General features: G+C 64.4%; 20 protein-coding genes. 8 read left to right on the top strand and 12 right to left on the bottom strand.

The window, feature by feature from the left end; translation table 11 throughout:
* Nucleotides 1–7 precede the first annotated feature (7 nt).
* From cysW to IB235_RS08390, 6 genes are all read right to left on the bottom strand, one after another.
* Nucleotides 8–907 carry a sulfate ABC transporter permease subunit CysW gene (gene cysW, locus IB235_RS08365; RefSeq protein WP_192336353.1) on the bottom strand — a complete coding sequence of 300 codons (900 nt, stop codon included), beginning with the start codon at nt 905–907 and terminating at the stop codon, nt 8–10.
* Nucleotides 900–1,742 (bottom strand): sulfate ABC transporter permease subunit CysT, encoded by an 843-nt coding sequence (cysT, locus tag IB235_RS08370; protein ID WP_155039652.1) that lies wholly within the window; start codon nt 1,740–1,742, stop codon nt 900–902. The genes cysW and cysT overlap by 8 nt, the downstream gene beginning before the upstream one ends.
* A gap of 3 nt (nt 1,743–1,745) precedes the next feature.
* Nucleotides 1,746–2,714: a sulfate ABC transporter substrate-binding protein gene (locus IB235_RS08375; RefSeq protein WP_192336427.1), complete on the bottom strand. Its 969-nt coding sequence runs from the start codon at nt 2,712–2,714 to the stop codon at nt 1,746–1,748.
* 465 nt (nt 2,715–3,179) lie between these two features.
* Nucleotides 3,180–3,542: a cell division protein ZapA gene (locus IB235_RS08380; RefSeq protein WP_155039779.1), complete on the bottom strand. Its 363-nt coding sequence runs from the start codon at nt 3,540–3,542 to the stop codon at nt 3,180–3,182.
* A gap of 4 nt (nt 3,543–3,546) precedes the next feature.
* Nucleotides 3,547–4,134 carry a hypothetical protein gene (locus IB235_RS08385; protein ID WP_192336354.1) on the bottom strand — a complete coding sequence of 196 codons (588 nt, stop codon included), beginning with the start codon at nt 4,132–4,134 and terminating at the stop codon, nt 3,547–3,549.
* A gap of 133 nt (nt 4,135–4,267) precedes the next feature.
* Complete coding sequence (locus tag IB235_RS08390) at nt 4,268–5,992, bottom strand: BCCT family transporter (protein ID WP_192336355.1); 1,725 nt, start codon at nt 5,990–5,992, stop codon at nt 4,268–4,270.
* A 153-nt stretch (nt 5,993–6,145) separates the two neighbouring features.
* Between IB235_RS08390 and hisB the strand changes: the two genes are divergently transcribed.
* Together hisB and hisH are read left to right on the top strand one after the other, a co-directional pair.
* Entirely contained in the window at nt 6,146–6,733 is a 588-nt protein-coding gene (gene hisB / locus IB235_RS08395) for an imidazoleglycerol-phosphate dehydratase HisB (RefSeq protein WP_155039654.1), read from the top strand.
* Nucleotides 6,733–7,362: an imidazole glycerol phosphate synthase subunit HisH gene (gene hisH, locus IB235_RS08400; RefSeq protein ID WP_192336356.1), complete on the top strand. Its 630-nt coding sequence runs from the start codon at nt 6,733–6,735 to the stop codon at nt 7,360–7,362. Before hisB ends, hisH begins: the two co-directional genes overlap by 1 nt.
* 112 nt (nt 7,363–7,474) lie before the next feature.
* On the opposite strand, the gene IB235_RS08405 is transcribed toward hisH, so the two are convergent.
* Nucleotides 7,475–7,864 (bottom strand): DUF2147 domain-containing protein, encoded by a 390-nt coding sequence (locus tag IB235_RS08405; protein WP_192336357.1) that lies wholly within the window; start codon nt 7,862–7,864, stop codon nt 7,475–7,477.
* A 160-nt stretch (nt 7,865–8,024) separates the two neighbouring features.
* On the opposite strand from IB235_RS08405, the gene hisA reads away from it, so the two are divergent.
* The 4 genes from hisA to IB235_RS08425 are packed head-to-tail and all read left to right on the top strand — an operon-like array spanning nt 8,025 to nt 10,319.
* The gene (hisA, locus tag IB235_RS08410) at nt 8,025–8,741 is read left to right on the top strand and encodes a 1-(5-phosphoribosyl)-5-[(5-phosphoribosylamino)methylideneamino]imidazole-4-carboxamide isomerase (protein WP_155039657.1); all 717 of its coding nucleotides are present in this window, start codon (nt 8,025–8,027) and stop codon (nt 8,739–8,741) included.
* Nucleotides 8,742–8,750: 9 nt separating this feature from the next.
* Nucleotides 8,751–9,512, top strand: a complete 762-nt coding sequence (gene hisF, locus IB235_RS08415) for an imidazole glycerol phosphate synthase subunit HisF (protein WP_192336358.1) — start codon at nt 8,751–8,753, stop codon at nt 9,510–9,512.
* Nucleotides 9,509–9,820 carry a phosphoribosyl-ATP diphosphatase gene (locus tag IB235_RS08420; RefSeq protein WP_192336359.1) on the top strand — a complete coding sequence of 104 codons (312 nt, stop codon included), beginning with the start codon at nt 9,509–9,511 and terminating at the stop codon, nt 9,818–9,820. The genes hisF and IB235_RS08420 overlap by 4 nt, the downstream gene beginning before the upstream one ends.
* A 4-nt stretch (nt 9,821–9,824) precedes the next feature.
* Nucleotides 9,825–10,319: an MgtC/SapB family protein gene (locus IB235_RS08425; protein WP_192336360.1), complete on the top strand. Its 495-nt coding sequence runs from the start codon at nt 9,825–9,827 to the stop codon at nt 10,317–10,319.
* Between the two features lie 10 nt (nt 10,320–10,329).
* Here IB235_RS08425 and rnd read toward each other — a convergent pair whose 3' ends face one another.
* From rnd to IB235_RS08440, 3 genes are all read right to left on the bottom strand, one after another.
* Entirely contained in the window at nt 10,330–11,499 is a 1,170-nt protein-coding gene (rnd, locus tag IB235_RS08430) for a ribonuclease D (RefSeq protein ID WP_192336428.1), read from the bottom strand.
* Between the two features lie 129 nt (nt 11,500–11,628).
* Complete coding sequence (tgt, locus tag IB235_RS08435; RefSeq protein WP_155039662.1) at nt 11,629–12,759, bottom strand: tRNA guanosine(34) transglycosylase Tgt; 1,131 nt, start codon at nt 12,757–12,759, stop codon at nt 11,629–11,631.
* A gap of 62 nt (nt 12,760–12,821) precedes the next feature.
* Nucleotides 12,822–13,580: a GNAT family N-acetyltransferase gene (locus IB235_RS08440; protein ID WP_155039663.1), complete on the bottom strand. Its 759-nt coding sequence runs from the start codon at nt 13,578–13,580 to the stop codon at nt 12,822–12,824.
* Nucleotides 13,581–13,694: 114 nt separating this feature from the next.
* Between IB235_RS08440 and msrB the strand changes: the two genes are divergently transcribed.
* Nucleotides 13,695–14,087, top strand: coding sequence for a peptide-methionine (R)-S-oxide reductase MsrB (gene msrB, locus IB235_RS08445; RefSeq protein WP_155039664.1), 393 nt, complete (start codon nt 13,695–13,697; stop codon nt 14,085–14,087).
* Between the two features lie 51 nt (nt 14,088–14,138).
* On the opposite strand, the gene IB235_RS08450 is transcribed toward msrB, so the two are convergent.
* Nucleotides 14,139–14,570 (bottom strand): outer membrane protein assembly factor BamE, encoded by a 432-nt coding sequence (locus tag IB235_RS08450; protein ID WP_225612118.1) that lies wholly within the window; start codon nt 14,568–14,570, stop codon nt 14,139–14,141.
* A 136-nt stretch (nt 14,571–14,706) separates the two neighbouring features.
* Between IB235_RS08450 and IB235_RS08455 the strand changes: the two genes are divergently transcribed.
* On the top strand, nt 14,707–15,228 hold the full coding sequence (locus IB235_RS08455) for a DUF177 domain-containing protein (protein WP_155039666.1): 522 nt from the start codon (nt 14,707–14,709) through the stop codon (nt 15,226–15,228).
* A 10-nt stretch (nt 15,229–15,238) separates the two neighbouring features.
* On the opposite strand, the gene betA is transcribed toward IB235_RS08455, so the two are convergent.
* A complete protein-coding gene (gene betA, locus IB235_RS08460; protein ID WP_192336361.1) occupies nt 15,239–16,888 on the bottom strand; it encodes a choline dehydrogenase in 1,650 nt (549 codons plus the stop codon).
* Nucleotides 16,889–16,955: the final 67 nt, after the last annotated feature.

A 16,955-nucleotide genomic window follows, 5' to 3' on the forward strand; every position in this document is an offset into this window, starting at 1 on the left:
CGGGCAATCAGTGACGGCGGGTTGCAGCAAGCTGGTCGGCGTGACGCCATTCCAGCACGCTCTTGAGCAGCAGCGTCAGCAGCGCCAGGGCCGCAAGGACCCCCGCCATGCTGAAGGCCGCGACCGAAAGATACTCGTTATAGAGCATCTCGATGGTGATCGGCATGGTCGCGGTCTGGCCCCGGATCTTACCCGAGACGACGGCGACCGCACCGAATTCGCCCATGGCGCGGGCGTTGCACAGAAGCACGCCGTAAAGCAGCGCCCATTTGATATTGGGCAGGGTCACGGTCAGGAACACCCGCCAACCGGACGCGCCCAGCGTCAGCGCGGCCTCTTCCTCGGAGCGGCCCTGCTCGATCATCACCGGGATCAGTTCACGGGCGACGAAGGGGAAGGTGACGAAGACCGAGGCCAGCACGATCCCCGGCAGCGCAAAGATGATCGGGAAGCCGCTGGCAACCAGCCAACCGCCCAGCAGGCTGTTCGTGCCGAAAAGCAGCACCAAGGCCAGACCGGCGACGACCGGAGAGACGGAAAACGGCAGGTCGATCAGCGTGATCAGGAAGGCCTTGCCGCGGAAATCGAACTTGGTGATGACCCAGGCGGCGGCGATACCGAAGATGGCATTGACCGGGACCGCGATGGCCGCGACCAGCAGCGTCAGCTTGATCGCCGACAGCGCCTCGGGCTTGGCCAGCGATTTCACCGCCTCAAGCGCGCCCTTGGCAAAGGCCTCGGCAAAGACCACGGCCAGCGGTGCCAGCACCAGAAATGCCAAGCCGCCCAGCGCGACGGCGATCAGCAGCGCGCGGACCAGCGGGGATTCTTCGGTCACGGGGCGCCATTTATGGGTGGCGCGCTCGGTCGGGGCCAGGAAGGGCTCGTTCAGGGTACTGTCAAACATGTCCGATCCTCCGCCGGCTCCAGATCTGGATGAGATTGATGACGAGAAGCATCGAGAACGAGATCAGCAGCATGGCAATGCCAATGGCCGCCGCGCCGCCGTAGTCGAATTCCTCAAGCTTGATGACGATCAGCAGGGGCGCGATCTCGGTCTTCATCGGCAGGTTGCCGGCGATGAAGATGACCGAGCCGTATTCCCCCACCGCTCGCGCGAGCGACAGCGCGAAACCGGTCAGCGCGGCAGGCAGCAGCATCGGCAGGATCACCCTGTGCATGGTATAGAAGCGCCCTGCCCCCAGCGTGGCCGATGCTTCCTCGACCTCGCTTTCGATCTCGGCGATGACGGGCTGCACGGTGCGGGTGACAAAGGGCAGGCCCACGAAGATCAACGCGATCAGGATGCCCCATTCGGTATAGGCGATCTTCTGGCCCATCGACTTGGCGATGCTGCCGAAAGCGCCGTTCGGGGCGTAAAGCGCGGTCAGCGCGATCCCGGCGACGGCGGTCGGCAGGGCGAAGGGCAGATCAACCACCGCATCGACGATGCGCCGACCCGGAAAGTCGTAGCGCGCCAGCACCCAGGCCAGCAGCGTGCCGAAGACCAGATTGAAAAGCGCGGCAAGGAAGGCCAGCCGGAAGGACAGGTAAAGCGCCGCCCAGACCCGCGGCGTGTTGACCGTGTTCCAGACGCCCTCGGGTCCGTAACTGATCCCCTTGGCCAGCAGCGCCGCGACCGGCAGGATCACGATCAGCGACAGCATGGTCAGGGTAATCCCCATGCCAAGCCCGAAGCCTGGCATGGGGGATTTCTGCGCGCGGAGCATCGCAAGCGCCATCGGTCACATCCCGGTATAGATCTGGTCGAAGATGCCGCCGTCACCGAAATGCTCGGGCTGTGCTTTCTTCCAGCCACCGAAATCGGCGATGGTCACGAGGTCCAGTTTCGGGAAACGCTTCACGTCCTCGGGGTTCGCGGCGCTTTCATCCCATGCGCGGTAGTAGTGCTTGAAGGCCAGCGCCTGCCCTTCGGGCGAGTAGAGGAAGTTCAGATAGCCTTCGGCCAGTTTCTTCTGTTCCTCATCGGCGATGTTCTTGTCGACGATCGCAACCGGCGGCTCGGCCAGGATCGAAACCGAGGGCACCACGATGTCGAACTGATCGTCACCCAACTCGTTCAGGGCCAGATAGGCCTCGTTTTCCCAAGCCAGCAGCACGTCGCCGATCTCACGCTGGGTGAAGGTCGTGGTCGAGCCGCGCGCGCCGCTATCCAGCACGGGGACGTGCTTGTAGATGTCGGCCACGAATTGCTTCGGGTCCTTGCCGTTCTTCTCGGCCCAGGCCCATGCGGCCAGATAGTTCCAGCGCGCCCCACCCGAGGTCTTGGGGTTGGGGGTGATGACCTGAACGTCATCCTTCACCAGATCGTCCCAATCCTTGATGCCCTTGGGGTTCCCCTCGCGCACCAGGAACACGATCGTCGAGGTGTAGGGCGAGGAGTTATGCGGCAGGCGGGCCTGCCAATCGGCGGGCAGCAACCCTTTCTCGGCGATCTTGTCGATATCCGAGGCCAAGGCCAGCGTCACCACCTGGGCCTTGAGCCCGTCGATCACCGCGCGGGCCTGTGCACCGGAACCGCCATGCGAGGTTTCGATGGTCGGAGCCTTGTAGCCATCGGCTTCCCATTTGGCGGCGAAGGCGGCGTTCACGTCGCGGTAAAGTTCGCGCGTCGGGTCATAGCTGACGTTCAGCAGGGTGTTTTCGGCCTGAGCCTGACCACCACCGGCCAGCGACAGCGCACCGACCGTCATCAGCGCGGCCAGAACACGACGCGATCCGAACCCGAAGCAGCGGTCCAGAAGGCTGGGACGCAGCGGATAGCCGGTCATGCTTTTGGTTCCGTCCTGAATCGTCACGCGGCCATCAAGGTGGCGGCGGACAACGCGGCCATGGGCCAGCTGGGTGTCGTTCACGCGAATGGTGCGGATCATGGCGGTCTTCCTTCTCCCGTCGAGGCGCAGGCCCTCATCGCCGTAATTACGACAGGGTTACTCGTTTATTTCAAGAGAAAAGACGAATAAACCAATCGTTTTTAAAGTTATTAATTTTCAACAACTTGCGACGGTGATTTCGCGACGCCCGGCGGGATTGCGCCGCATTTCGCAGTCCGAATCCGGGACTCGCCCCGGATTTAAAAGAGAATCATTTTCCCCTTCGGCACGAAAAAGCCGCGCCCCCGGAAGGGACGCGGCGAAGATTATTCTATGGGCCGAAGGTCACTCGGCCAGTTGTTCCTCGGCCTTCTGGGCCAGGGCTTCGGCCCGTGCGGCCAGTTCGGCCATCGCTTCCGACAGGCTGGCGGGGACCACCGGAACCTCGTGGCGCGGCGGATTGGCCTTGAGCCGCCCCAGCTCGCGTTCGGCCGAAACCAGCTTGTCCTCAAGCGCCGAGGTGCGGTCAGCCAGCATCAGCCCGGCCAGCAGCAGCAGGCGCTGTTCCGGCATCCGGCCCGCCTGCCCCAGAATGGCCTGTGCCTCGGTGTCCAGAAGGTTCGCGGCGCGTTTCAGCAACCGCTCTTCGCCCTCCTGGCAGGCCAGAGTGTAGGATTTGTGTCCGATCGAGAATTCAACCTCGGCCATGGCTTCAGCCCCTCTGCTCATCTGTGGCGTCGCTCATTTCGGCGGCATCGGCATCGGCCATGTCGGCATCCGTTGCCGCATCAGAGGGCCGCGCGGGTTCGGGATCGGCGTGACCGGCAGCCGGCCCCACCCCCAACATGCGGTCAAGCGTGTCGATGATCTCGCCCAGCTTGCCGCGTTCGGCCTGACGGGCGGCGCGCAGCGATTCGATCTCGGCCTTCTGGGCGCGGCGGATCGCGTCCTCTGCCAAGGGCCCGTCAGCTTCGACAAGGGCGCGGTTGGCGCTGGCCAGCGCCTCATTCGCGGCGGCCAGTTCGACGGCGCGCTCCTCGGCCTCGGCCAGACGTTCGTTCATCACCTTGAGGCGGGATTCGAACCCCGCCACGGCCGAACTGTGGCTGGCGCGAAGTGCAGCCAGTTCATCGGAAAGGCGCTGATTATGGGCGCGGCTTTCCTGCAATTCGGCAGCAGCCTCACCACCGCCCGTATCGGGTACCGCGGATCGCAGCAGGGCCGTCCGGTCGATGAAATTGTCGATGCGGTCCAGAGCCGCGATCAGCCGCTTTTCGCTGGCATTCAGGTCGTCTTTCATCGGCCGGAATTCCTTTTCGGGTCGCTGGTCAAGGGCACGGGTTTGTGACTTTTTCGCATCGCTTTGGCTTCATGACAAGGACGGGCAGAGGTAGTGGCCTGCCCGTCTGCGTTTTTATGCTTGCCTGATAGGCTCAGACATTGGCGATCTCGCGTCTTTCGTCCATCAATCCGCGGATTACCGCCCAGACCGCGCCCAGAAGCACGATGGTAAACGGCAGCCCGGTGGACACCGCCATCGCCTGCAAAGCGGTCAGCCCGCCCCCCAGCAGCAGCGCCACCGCGACCAGCCCCTCGAAGCCGCACCAGAAGATGCGCTGTGGGGTCGGTGAGTGGACCTTGCCACCCGAACAGATCGTGTCGATCACCAGAGAGCCGGAATCCGCCGAGGTGATGAAGAACACCACCACCAGCACGATGCCGACAAAGCTGCTGATGCCGTGCAGCGGCAGATGGCTGAGCATCTCGAACAGTTGCAGCTCCAGCGCGGCATTGGCGACGCGGTCGATGCCGTGCTGGTATTGCGAGATCGCGGTCCCGCCCAACGCCGTCATCCACAGGACCGAGATGATCGAGGGCACGATCAGCACCGCCAGCAGAAACTCCCGCACCGTTCGCCCGCGCGACACCCGCGCGATGAACATGCCGACAAAGGGGGACCAGCTGATCCACCACGCCCAGTAGAACGCTGTCCAGCCCTGCCGGAACTGATCGTCGGTGCGCCCGAACGGGTTCGACAGCGGCACCAGATCGCGGGTATAGGCCGCGAGATTGGCGAAAAAGCCGCTGACGATCTGGATCGTCGGCCCGGTCAGGATGACGAAAAGCAGCAGCACCAGCGCCAGCAGCATATTGGCGCGCGACAGCATCTGCACGCCCTTGTCCACGCCGGACACGACGCTGATCGTCGCCACCGCGACAATGGCGATGATCAGGACGATCTTGGTCACCATGCCGTCGCCGATCCCGAACAGGAAATGCATCCCCGCCGTCGCCTGCTCGGCCCCGAAGCCCAGCGAGGTGGCAAGACCAAAGACCGTGGCAAAGACCGCAAGGATGTCGATGACATGGCCGGGCCAGCCCCAGATCCTTTCGCCAAAGATCGGGTAAAAGACCGAGCGCATGGTCAAGGGCAGCCCCTTGTTGAAACTGAACAGCGCCAAGGCCAGCGCCACCACGGCATAGATCGCCCAAGGGTGCAGCCCCCAGTGAAAGATGGTTGCGGCCATCGCCAGCCGGCGCGATTCCAGCGCATTCCCCTCGGCCCCGTTCAGCGGTGCGCTGTCGACCCGGACGCCGTTCTCCAGCACCTGCCCGGCAAAGGCGTCGCTGTAATGGCTAAGCGGCTCGGACACGCCGTAGAACATCAACCCGATCCCCATGCCCGCCGCGAACAGCATCGCAAACCAGCCGTTGCGGGTGAAATCGGGCGTGGCATGCGGCCCACCCAGCCGGATGCTGCCCAGGGGCGACAGGATCAGGCCAAGGCACAGCAGCACAAAGACATTGCCCGCCAGCATGAAGAACCAGTCCAGATTGCCGGTCAGCCAGCCTCTGAGGCTGATGAAGAACAACTCGGAACCGCTGGGCTGGGCCACGCCATCGATCGCGGCCTGCGCCGTGAACCATTGCAGCGCCAGCGTGCCCAGCGTGAAGATGACGATGGTCACCGCCGAGACGCTGAAGACGACATGATGCACGTCAAAGGGCAGCACACCTTCACGCGCGATATTGTCCTGACCGATTTCGTAATCCGTCTCGATGATCGCTGTTGGACCTTCGGGGGCGGGCAGCGCATCGACACCGTCGGCAGCGGCATCGGTGGCGCTCTCGCTCGCGCCCTTTGCGGTATCGGTCATGCGCTCTCCTTGGTGCGGCAGGAAGTCTGGACTTCAGGACGGCGGTGAAAGGATCGGTTTTTCGCGCGCTTATCTTTGCATCCTAGTCCTGCTCTCACTTTTCAGTCAAAGGATGCTTGCCTATAAGGCTTGGGGTCCCGAACGGAGAGAACGATGCGCCGCGCAACCATCACCCGCGACACCGCCGAGACGCAGATCGAGGTCGAGCTGAACCTGGACGGTACGGGCAAATACGACAACCAGACCGGCGTGGGCTTTTTCGACCATATGCTGGATCAGCTGTCGCGCCATTCGCTGATCGACCTGACGGTGCGCGCCAAGGGCGACCTGCATATCGACGACCACCACACGGTCGAGGATTGCGGCATCGCCATCGGGCAGGCGCTGGCCAAGGCGCTTGGCGACAAGAAGGGCATCCGCCGCTATGGCAGCTTTCACCTTGCCATGGACGACAGCCTGATCCGCGCGGCGCTGGACTTGTCGGCGCGGCCCTTCCTGATCTGGAACGTCGACTTCCCGACCCAGAAAATCGGGACCTTCGACACGGAACTTGTGCGCGAATTCTTTCAGGCGCTGTCGACGCATGGCGGCATCACCCTGCATGTGGACCGCCTGCACGGCCTGAACTCGCATCACATCGCCGAGGCCGCCTTCAAGGCCGTGGCCCGCGCGCTGCGTGAGGCGGTCGAGCCCGACCCGCGCATGGCGGGCGTGCTGCCCTCGACCAAGGGGGCTTTGTGATGCGCGTCGCTCTGGTCGATTACGACAGCGGAAACCTGCATTCGGCGGAAAAAGCCTTCGCCCTGATGGGTCGCGAGACCGGGGCCGAGGTCTTTGTCACCGCCGACCCCGAGGCCGTGCGTGCTGCGGACCGGATCGTCCTGCCGGGCGATGGTGCCTTCCCTGCCTGCCGCGTGGCGCTGGACGCCGTTCCCGGCATGGTCGAGGCACTGCGCGAGGCAGTGCTGTCGCGTGGCGTGCCCTTCATGGGAATCTGCGTCGGCATGCAGATGCTGGCCGATACCGGCCATGAATATCGCGAGACCGACGGTCTGGGCTGGATCGGCGGCGAGATCGACGCCATCCACGCGCCCGGATTGAAAGTGCCGCATATGGGCTGGAATGATCTGACCGTGCTGCAGCCCCATCCGGTTCTGGAGGGGATCGCGACCGGCGATCACGCCTATTTCGTCCATGGCTGGCAGTTTCAGGTCCGCGAGCCGGCGCACCTACTGGCCAGCGTCGATTACGGCGGGCCGGTGACGGCAGTGGTCGGGCGCGACAATATCGTCGGCACCCAGTTCCACCCCGAGAAGTCACAGGCCGTCGGGCTGCGCATCATCACGAACTTCCTGCGCTGGAACCCCTGAGGATCGAGCGTCGCGAAAGTGGGGGCTCTGTCCCCAAGCCCCTGCCGCCCCTCGATGGGGCGACAGGGGCTTCCCCCCGGGGTATTTCCGAAACGAAGAATGCGCCGAGGCGTTACTTCACCGGCGTCCATTTCTGCGTCTTGCAGAAGACCGCGACGCAGCCCGATACATTCAGGACCGCGCCATTCAGCTGCATCTTGGACTTGTAGGTCTTGTTCGAGCCGGGGTCCCAGATCGTTCCGCCCGAGAACTTGCCATTGCCGTCATCGTTCATGTTCGCGACGATATTGCGGCCGGTATTCGGTGAGGTGATTTCCTTGCCCGCCTTGTCAAAGGACCGGACCAGCTTGCCGCAGGTCTTGCCGCCACAATCATAGAACTGGACGAAGCCGGTCTGCCCGTTGTCATTTGGCTGGGTCCGATAGATCCCGCTGATGCCATCGGCCTGCGCGACCGGGGCAGCAAGCGCCAGTAGCGCGGCAAGCGCCATTTGTTTCTTCATGTTTTCCTCCCATGCGGGGAGCGAGTCCCCTGCGGCTGAGATTGCTTTCCGCCCTCGCGCGCAGGCAAGCATGACGTGGCGTAGGGCAATCGGGGTGCCCTGCCCCTTCCGATTGTCGCCTCTCTGTGGCAAAGGGACGCCAACCATCAGGAGAGACGCGATGATCCTTTATCCCGCCATCGACCTCAAGGACGGCAACTGCGTTCGTCTGCTGCGCGGCGACATGGAAGCCGCGACCGTTTTCGGAACCGATCCCGCGGCACAGGCCAAAGCCTTTGAGGATGCTGGCGCCGAATGGCTGCATCTGGTCGACCTGAACGGCGCCTTTGCCGGTCACCCGGTCAATGCCGAGGCCGTGGGCGCGATCCTGTCCACCGTCAGCATCCCCGTCCAGCTGGGCGGCGGCATCCGCGACATGGCCACCATCGAAAGCTGGCTGGAGCGTGGCCTTGCCCGCGTAATCCTTGGCACGGTAGCCGTTGAGAACCCGTCGCTGGTGCGCGAAGCCGCGCTGGCCTTCCCCGGCAAGATCGCCGTCGGCATCGACGCGCGCGGCGGCCGGGTCGCCACCCGCGGCTGGGCCGAGGAAACCGACGTCATGGCCACCGATCTGGCCCGCCAGTTCGAGGATGCGGGCGTCGCCGCCATCATCTACACCGATATCGACCGCGACGGCGCGATGGAGGGTCCGAACACCGCCGCGACCGAGGCCTTGGCGCGGGCGGTCAACATTCCCGTCATCGCCTCGGGCGGAGTCAGCTCGATGCAGGATCTGCTGGCGCTGCGCGACACGCGCGTGATTGCGGGTGCGATCTCGGGCCGCGCGCTTTACGATGGCGCGATCAATCTGGGCGAGGCGCTGCGCGCGCTGGCATAAGGGGGCGAGATGCTCAAGACGCGGGTGATCCCTTGCCTTGACGTGGCCGATGGCCGCGTCGTCAAGGGCGTGAATTTCGTCGATCTGGTGGATGCTGGCGATCCGGTCGAGGCCGCGCGCGCCTATGACGCGGCAGGCGCGGACGAGATCTGTTTTCTGGACATCCATGCCACGCATGAAAATCGCGGCACCATGTTCGATCTGGTCACCCGCACTGCCGAGGCCTGCTTCGTGCCCCTGACCGTGGGCGGCGGCGTGCGCAGCCATCACGACGTGCGCGCCCTGCTGCTGGCGGGTGCCGACAAGGTCAGCTTCAATTCGGCCGCCGTGGCGAACCCGGACGTGATCGCCGAGGCCGCCGACCGTTTCGGCAGCCAATGCATCGTCTGCGCCATCGACGCCAAGACCGTCGCCCCCGGCAAATGGGAAATCTTCACCCATGGCGGCCGGAAGCCCACCGGCATCGATGCGGTCGTATTCGCCCGCACTGTCGCCGCCAAGGGCGCAGGGGAAATCCTGCTGACCAGCATGGACCGCGACGGCACCAAATCGGGCTTTAACATCCCGCTGACCCGCGCCGTATCGGACGCGGTGAACATCCCCGTCATCGCCTCGGGCGGGGTCGGTGCGTTGGAGCATCTGGCGGAAGGCGTTCTGGAAGGGCATGCCTCGGCGGTTCTGGCGGCCTCGATCTTCCATTTCGGGACCTTCACCGTGCGCGAGGCCAAGGAACATATGGCCGCGGCGGGCATCCCGGTGCGGCTGACATGAGCGCGCTGCACCGCTTGGCCGAGACCATCGCCGCCCGCAAGGGCGCCGATCCCGAGACCAGCTGGACCGCCAAGCTGCTGTCCAAAGGCCCCGAGAAATGCGCCGAGAAATTCGGCGAAGAGGCGGTCGAGGCGATCATCGAGGCCGTCAAGGGTGACCGCGAGAAACTGGTCAGCGAGGCCGCCGATGCGCTTTACCACCTGCTGGTGATGCTGGCCGCGCGCGACCTGACGCTGGCCGATGTCGAAAATGAACTGGACCGCCGCGAGGGGCGTTCGGGGATCGAGGAAAAAGCCGCACGGAAGTGACAGGATGCTCGATCAGCTGGCCGGGGAATTCTCGCGTCCAATGACACTGCCCTTTGGGGTGGTGGTCTTGCGGCTGGGCATGGCGGTCATCCTTGGCGGCGTGATCGGCTGGGAACGCGAGGTCCGCGCCCGCGCCGCCGGTCTGCGCACCCATATGCTGATCGCCCTTGCAGCGGCCTGCTTCACGCTGATCGCGATGGAACTGGTCGATTTCTCGAATATCAACGAAGACCAGCAGCGCACCGACCCCTTGCGCCTGATCGAGGCGGTGACGGCGGGCGTGGCCTTTCTGGCGGCGGGTTCCATCGTCATCAGTGGCGGCAATGTGCGCGGCATCACCACCGGAGCCTCAATGTGGCTGTGCGGAGCGATCGGGCTGTGCTGCGGGACGGGTGATCTGCGCCTGGCCATGATTGCCACGGCCATGGCGCTGGTTGTGCTGTATCTGGTGCGGGCGTTGGTCACGCCAATCGCCCGCGACGAGGGTGACGGGAACTAGCCCGTCCCCATCAGCCTGCGACGGTCACCACCTTGACCGCGCCGTTATGCGCCGACAGCGCAATTTCGCCCCCGGCAAGGCGCAGGGCGTCGTCGCCAAAGACCTCGGCCCGCCAGCCATGCAGTGCCGGCAGGTCGCGCGCGCCCGATGCAATCGCGTCAAGCTCGGCAGCCGAGGCGATCAGGCGCGGCGCGACGCCGGCCTCATCGGACTTGGCCTTGAGCAGCACCCGCAGCAGTTCCGACAGCGCGGCATTGCCGGGGCGGCCGGGCTCATCGGGGGCGGGCTTGGGCAGGTCCTTCGATTCGATCCCGGCCTTCACGGCGGCAAGGATACCATTGGCGATCTCGCCCCGACGCGCTTCGCGCAGCAGCAGGCGGGATTTGCCCAGATCAGCCTCGGTCAGCGGCTTGGTCGAGGCCAGCTCGATCAGCGCATCGTCCTTGAGAACGCGGGCACGCGGAATGTCGCGTTCCTGCGCGAAAGCCTCGCGGAAGCGGGCCAGTTCGCGCACCACGGCCAGAAAACGCGGTGAACCCGAGCGGGTACGGATGCGCTGCCATGCCTCTTCGGGGCGGGTGATGTAGGTTTCGGGGTCCAGCAACACTGCGACCTCTTCGCCCAGCCACGGCGCACGCCCGGTCTTGTTCAGCTGATCGGCGAGGAATTCATAGATCGCGCGCAGATGCGTCACATCGGCCAGCGCATATTGCGCCTGTGCATCCGACAGCGGGCGGATCGACCAGTCGGTGAAGCGCGAGGACTTGTCCAGCGGCTGCCGCGCGATCTTCTTGACCAGCGTCTCATAGCCGACCTGTTCGCCAAAGCCACAGACCATGGCGGCGATCTGGGTGTCGAACAGCGGATCGGGCAGCACGCCCGCATCATGGAAGAAGATTTCCAGATCCTGACGCGCGGCGTGGAACACCTTGACCGTCGCCTTGTGGCGGAACAGGTCGTAAAGCGGTTCCAGCGACAGCCCCTCGACCAGCGGGTCGATCAGGACGGCCAGCCCGCCTTCGCCCTTGGCGGAGGACGGGGGCAAGGCCGCCTGAATCAGGCAAAGCTTTGAGTAATAAGTACGCTCGCGCAGGAATTCCGTATCGAGCGTCACATAGGGCTGTGCCTTGGCCAGTTCGCAGAACTCGGCCAGTTCGGCCGTGGTCGTGATCGTGCGGATGTCTTCGTGGCGGGCAGGTTTTGGGCTGGCGGACATTGATGACTTTCGGGACATGGGCGGGGCATCCGCCTTAACTACCCATCGCCCTTCCCCCAGACTTGGTGGAAAATCAAGGCACGACGTGACAGTTCACAACGGTTCTATGTCACCCTGTGCCCGCTGCGCCTCGAATTGGGCAACGAAATCGGACAGCGTGCCCGCCGCGATGGCCGCGCGCAGACCTGCCATCAGCTCCTGGAAGTAATGCAGGTTGTGCCAGGTCAGCAGCATCCCCGAGATCATCTCTCCGGCGCGCATGACGTGGTGCAGATAGGCACGGCTGTAGCCCGTGCAGGCCGGGCAGGTGCAATGTTCGTCCAGCGGGCGCGGATCGTCGGCATGACGCGCGTTCTTGATGTTGACCTGACCACGGCGGGTCCAAGCCTGTCCGGTCCGACCGGAACGCGACGGCAGCACGCAATCCATCATGTCGACGCCGCGCACGACCGCACCGACGATATCGTCGGGCTTGCCCACGCCCATCAGGTAGCGCGGCTTGTTTTCCGGCAGGAATCCGGGGGCATAGTCCAGAACGCCGAACATTGCCTCCTGCCCCTCGCCGACCGCCAGACCGCCGATCGCATAGCCCTCGAAGCCGATGGATTTCAGCGCCTCGGCCGATTCCTCGCGCAGTTCGGGGGTGACGCCGCCCTGCATGATGCCGAACAGCGCATGGCCCGGACGGTCCCCGAAAGCATCGCGCGAGCGCTGCGCCCAGCGCATCGACATGCGCATGGATTTCGCCACCTCGGCATCGGTCGCAGGCAGTGCCGGGCATTCGTCAAAGGCCATGACGATGTCCGAGCCAAGCTGCCGCTGGATCTCCATGCTGGTTTCCGGCGACAGGAAGTGTTTGCTGCCGTCGATATGGCTGGCAAAGGTCACGCCATCCTCGGTCAGCTTGCGCAGGCTGGATAGCGACATCACCTGGAATCCGCCCGAATCGGTCAGGATCGGCCGTTCCCAGTTCATGAACTTGTGAAGTCCGCCCAGCCGCGCGACGCGCTCGGCACCGGGCCGCAGCATCAGGTGATAGGTGTTGCCCAGCAGAATGTCCGCGCCGGTCGCGCGCACTGATTCGGGCATCATCGCCTTGACCGTGGCGGCAGTGCCGACGGGCATGAAGGCGGGGGTGCGGATCTCACCGCGCGGAGTCTGGATCACGCCGGTGCGGGCACGGCCATCGGTGGCCGAGACGGAAAACTGGAATCTGTCGCTCATGGCCCCGGCTCATAGGCGGTTTGGCCCTTCTTTGCAAAGGGGGGGCTTTGCAAACGCGGCGACTAGGCGCCCGCCGCCCGCAACAGCTTCGCCCGTGCCGGAGGAATCGCCCGGATCTCAAGCCCGGTGAACACGTGCAGGGTGTTCAGCTGGCTGTCGACCACCGCATGATCGCTGACCCAACCACCCATCGCCAGATAGGACCGCAACAAGGGCGGCATCGCGGCCATGGCCAGCCTTGGATCGGGCTTGCGCAAACGCAGCGCCCGGGCAAAGCGGAAAACATTCGGAGCCTTGACCCGGGGCAGCCAGCGTTTCGGGGCCAGATGACGTTCCCGCAGCATGGCAAAGGCATCCTCGTAGCCCTGCGTATCGGTGCCCATGAAGCTGGAGCAGCCAAACAGCATCTCGATGCCTTCGGAATCGACATGCCGTGCCAGCGCCCCCCAGGCGAGGCGCAGAATATCGGGATCGCGCAGGCCGGGGTGGATGCAGAAGCGGCCGATCTCGACCATCTTGCCGTCGAAATCGCGCAGCCGGGACAGGTTGTAGTAGCGCGCCGAATAGCTGTCCCCGATCTGCGCGCCGCCCGACAGGGTCAGCATGCGGAAGCAGGCGACCAGTTGCCCCGAAGCGATGTCGCGAATCAGCACATGCGTGCAGCGGCTGTCGTAATCATCGGCATCCAGCGCGTCAGGCGACGGATCAGACCCGTCTCGCGCGCCAATGAAGCACAGCCAGCGCAAATGCTGCGCCTCGCGGATCTGCTCGGCGGTTTCGGCGGTTCGGACGTCGTAACGGCCTTTGCGCAATGTCATCATGGCGCTCCTGCCCAATACCCGGAAGACGGCGCGGCCCACAGGCGCGTGCCCGTCTTGTTCCTGTCCTCCCTGCACCTATCTTGTAACACGGGCGCAACATTATGAAGGGCAAAGATGACGGATCGCGTGATCAAATCCGATGCGGAATGGCGTGACGAACTGGACGACGAAACCTATCGCGTCACCCGGCAGGCAGGGACGGAACGCCCCTTCTCGCATCCGGGCTTTCCCAAGGGTCCGGGCCATTACGAATGTGTCTGCTGCGGGGCCAGGCTGTTCGACGGCGATGCCAAGTTCGAAAGCTATTGTGGCTGGCCCAGCTTTTCCCGGCCCGGAGGCGCGATCGACGAACATCGCGACGCCAGCCACGGCATGACCCGCACCGAGGTGCGCTGTCATCGCTGTGACGCGCATCTGGGCCATGTTTTCCCGGACGGCCCGCCGCCGACCGGTCTGCGTTATTGCATCAACGGCGTCGCTCTTCGCTTCGTTCCTGACGCCGTCTGAGGGAGGAAGGGCGCCCTTGTGGCGCCCTTCGCTTTGTCTGCGGACTGCCTATCAGTCCTGAATGATGTCGCCGGCCTGCACGCGGCCCACATTGCCCATCAGCTGCCGGATAACCCCGATGCTGCTGATGCCTGAGTCGGTCACGCGGCGCGACAGCACCACGACCTGCCCGCGATCAAGCCCGAAACGCTCGACATTGGTGACCGTCCCGCCTTCGGCGAAGCTGATCGCGACGACCTCGCGGTTGATTTCGCGCGGCTCGCGGGCCCCGAAATACTCCCAGCGCGAACCGACGTAATACCATGCCGACCCCGTCAGCAGCCCTTGCGAGCTGGGACGACCGATCAACCCGTCAAGCTCGGACTGGTTGGTCTTGCCGACAACGACTTGCATCAGCTCGTCTTCTGCTGGCACATAGCCGTGATTGCGATAGGTGGCGGTGCAGGCGGCAAGCATAACGGGAACAGTCAGCGCGAAAGCCATGATCTGTCTCCGGGAAAATTTCATCTTGCACCTGTCCCTTACGCGCCTGTTGACGCCGCGCGACTGACTTAGCAAACTCATGCCCCGCGCTCAAGAATATCCAAGTAACGGCTGCGAAAGCGCCGGAAAGGCCCCCATGACGCAAACCGCCCGCTCTCAAAACCGCTACCGGGTGGCCCAGTTGAACCCTCGGCAACCCACCACCTTCGAGCTTGCCCCCGATGCCGACGCCCGTGCCGCCATCGCGGCCGAGCTTGGCATCAGCGCCCTGCCCGCCCTGCGCTTCAAGGGCGAGATCCGTCCCGTCGCCAGCGACGCATGGGAAGTGACCGGCCGCCTGTCCGCCAAGGTCGTGCAACCCTGCGTGGTTACCCTCGCTGCGGTCAAGACCTCGCTGAACGAGGATGTGCATCGCGTCTTCTCGCCCCATGCCACGACGCCCGAAGGCGACGAGGTCGAGATGCGCGATGACGAAACCGAACCGCTGGGTTCGTTCATCGATGTCGAAGCCATGATGATCGAGAGCCTTTCGCTGGCCTTGCCGCTGTATCCCCGAGCCGCGGGCGCAGCGCTGGACGCCCCCGAAGCCGAACCCGATGGTGAGACCCGCAAGCCCTTCGCGGGCCTTGCGGACCTGCTCAAGGGTGAGGACAAGTAACCATCGCAACTCACTGCGAACGCTGGCTTTCCTGCCAACCCGCCGCCTTTTCGGGGCCAAGGTTCAGGGGGGCCAGCATGCGCCCAAGGATGTGATCGGCGGCCTTTTCGCCCAGCATGATCGTGGGCGCGTTCAGGTTGCCATTGGTGATGCGCGGAAAGACTGAACTGTCGACGACGCGCAGCCCATCGACCCCGATCACCCGCAATTCAGGATCGACCACCGCCATCGGATCATCCGCCCGCCCCATCCGCGCCGTGCCGCAGGGATGAAAGGCCGATTCGGCATGCTCGCGGATAAAGGCATCGATCTGCTCATCGCTGGCGACACCATCGCCCGGCTGGATCTCATGGCCCTTGTATCCGGCCATGGCGGGCTGCTCGAATATTTCTCGGGTCAGGCGGACGCAGGCGCGGAATTCGGCCCAGTCATCGGGATGGGACATGTAGTTGAAGCGAATCTCGGGCGCGGCCTTGGGATCGGATGACGCCAGCCGCACCGTGCCGCGCGATTTCGACCGCATCGGCCCGACATGGACCTGAAAACCATGCCCCTCGGCTGCCGCCTTGCCGTCATAGCGCACGGCCAAAGGCAGGAAATGATACTGGATGTCGGGATATTCGACCCCTGCGGCCGAGCGGATGAAGCCGCAGCTTTCAAACTGGTTCGAGGCCCCCAGCCCCGTCCCCGTCGCCATCCACTGTGCCCCGATCGAGCCCTTCCCCCACAGGTTCCAATGCTTGTAGAGCGTCACCGGCTGGGTCGCGCTGTATTGCATGTAGATTTCCAGATGATCCTGCAGGTTCGCGCCGACACCGGGCCGGTCGGCCCGAATCTCGATCCCGTGCTGGGCCAGATGCGCTTCCGGCCCGATCCCCGACAGCATCAAAAGCTTGGGCGTATTGATCGAACTCGCCGAAAGGATCACCTCTTCCTTGGCGCGGAACACATTGATCCCGCGCGTATTCGCGACCTCGACGCCGACCGCCCGCCCGTCCTCGAACACCACCCGCCGCGCCAGCCCGCGCCGCAGCCGCAAGCGTCCGGTTTCCTGCGCGGGACGCAGATAGGCATTGGCGGCGGACCAGCGGCGGCCCTCCCAGATGGTGGCCTCCATCGCGCCAAAACCTTCCTGACGCGCACCATTATAGTCCTCGGTCACGCCATAGCCGGCCTCGCGACCGGCCCGGATGAAGGCGTTGAACAGGGGGTTGCGACGCGAGCCGCGTGTCACATGCAGCGGCCCCTCGGTCCCGCGATAATCGCTGACGGCGCTGTGCGAATTCTCCATCCGCTTGAAGTAAGGCAGCACATCGGCATAGGCCCAACCATTGGCCCCCGATTCCGCCCAGAAATCGAAATCCTTGGCATGGCCGCGCACGAAAACCATGCCGTTGATCGAACTCGACCCGCCCACGACCTTGCCGCGAGGGGTGACCAGCCGCCGCCCGCCCAGATGCGGTTCGGGCTGGGATGAAAACCCCCAATCATAGCGGCGCATGTTCATCGGATAGCTCAGGGCGGCGGGCATCTGGATGAATGGCCCGATATCCGAGCCGCCATATTCGATCAGATCGACCCGCTTTCCGGCCATGACCAGACGGTAGGCCAGCGCGCAGCCCGCCGATCCCGCCCCCACGATGACGTAATCCGGGGTCATCGGCATGCCTCTCGCAACGCCACGGTCTTCTTCGTTTCACAAATACCCATCGCGACCGCGCCACGGG

The sequence above is a fragment of the Paracoccus sp. PAR01 genome, assembly GCF_014851995.1.
Taxonomy (GTDB): Bacteria; Pseudomonadota; Alphaproteobacteria; order Rhodobacterales; family Rhodobacteraceae; genus Paracoccus; species Paracoccus litorisediminis.

Bases quoted from the DNA above. Each gene is read 5' to 3' on its own strand.
- cysW (WP_192336353.1), bottom strand. From the start codon at position 907: ATGTTTGACAGTACCCTGAACGAGCCCTTCCTGGCCCCGACCGAGCGC.
- cysT (WP_155039652.1), bottom strand. From the start codon at position 1,742: ATGGCGCTTGCGATGCTCCGCGCGCAGAAATCCCCCATGCCAGGCTTC.
- IB235_RS08375 (WP_192336427.1), bottom strand. From the start codon at position 2,714: ATGACGGTCGGTGCGCTGTCGCTGGCCGGTGGTGGTCAGGCTCAGGCC.
- IB235_RS08380 (WP_155039779.1), bottom strand. From the start codon at position 3,542: ATGGCCGAGGTTGAATTCTCGATCGGACACAAATCCTACACTCTGGCC.
- IB235_RS08385 (WP_192336354.1), bottom strand. From the start codon at position 4,134: ATGAAAGACGACCTGAATGCCAGCGAAAAGCGGCTGATCGCGGCTCTG.
- IB235_RS08390 (WP_192336355.1), bottom strand. From the start codon at position 5,992: ATGACCGATACCGCAAAGGGCGCGAGCGAGAGCGCCACCGATGCCGCT.
- hisB (WP_155039654.1), top strand. From the start codon at position 6,146: ATGCGCCGCGCAACCATCACCCGCGACACCGCCGAGACGCAGATCGAG.
- hisH (WP_192336356.1), top strand. From the start codon at position 6,733: ATGCGCGTCGCTCTGGTCGATTACGACAGCGGAAACCTGCATTCGGCG.
- IB235_RS08405 (WP_192336357.1), bottom strand. From the start codon at position 7,864: ATGAAGAAACAAATGGCGCTTGCCGCGCTACTGGCGCTTGCTGCCCCG.
- hisA (WP_155039657.1), top strand. From the start codon at position 8,025: ATGATCCTTTATCCCGCCATCGACCTCAAGGACGGCAACTGCGTTCGT.
- hisF (WP_192336358.1), top strand. From the start codon at position 8,751: ATGCTCAAGACGCGGGTGATCCCTTGCCTTGACGTGGCCGATGGCCGC.
- IB235_RS08420 (WP_192336359.1), top strand. From the start codon at position 9,509: ATGAGCGCGCTGCACCGCTTGGCCGAGACCATCGCCGCCCGCAAGGGC.
- IB235_RS08425 (WP_192336360.1), top strand. From the start codon at position 9,825: ATGCTCGATCAGCTGGCCGGGGAATTCTCGCGTCCAATGACACTGCCC.
- tgt (WP_155039662.1), bottom strand. From the start codon at position 12,759: ATGAGCGACAGATTCCAGTTTTCCGTCTCGGCCACCGATGGCCGTGCC.
- IB235_RS08440 (WP_155039663.1), bottom strand. From the start codon at position 13,580: ATGATGACATTGCGCAAAGGCCGTTACGACGTCCGAACCGCCGAAACC.
- msrB (WP_155039664.1), top strand. From the start codon at position 13,695: ATGACGGATCGCGTGATCAAATCCGATGCGGAATGGCGTGACGAACTG.
- IB235_RS08450 (WP_225612118.1), bottom strand. From the start codon at position 14,570: ATGGCTTTCGCGCTGACTGTTCCCGTTATGCTTGCCGCCTGCACCGCC.
- IB235_RS08455 (WP_155039666.1), top strand. From the start codon at position 14,707: ATGACGCAAACCGCCCGCTCTCAAAACCGCTACCGGGTGGCCCAGTTG.
- betA (WP_192336361.1), bottom strand. From the start codon at position 16,888: ATGACCCCGGATTACGTCATCGTGGGGGCGGGATCGGCGGGCTGCGCG.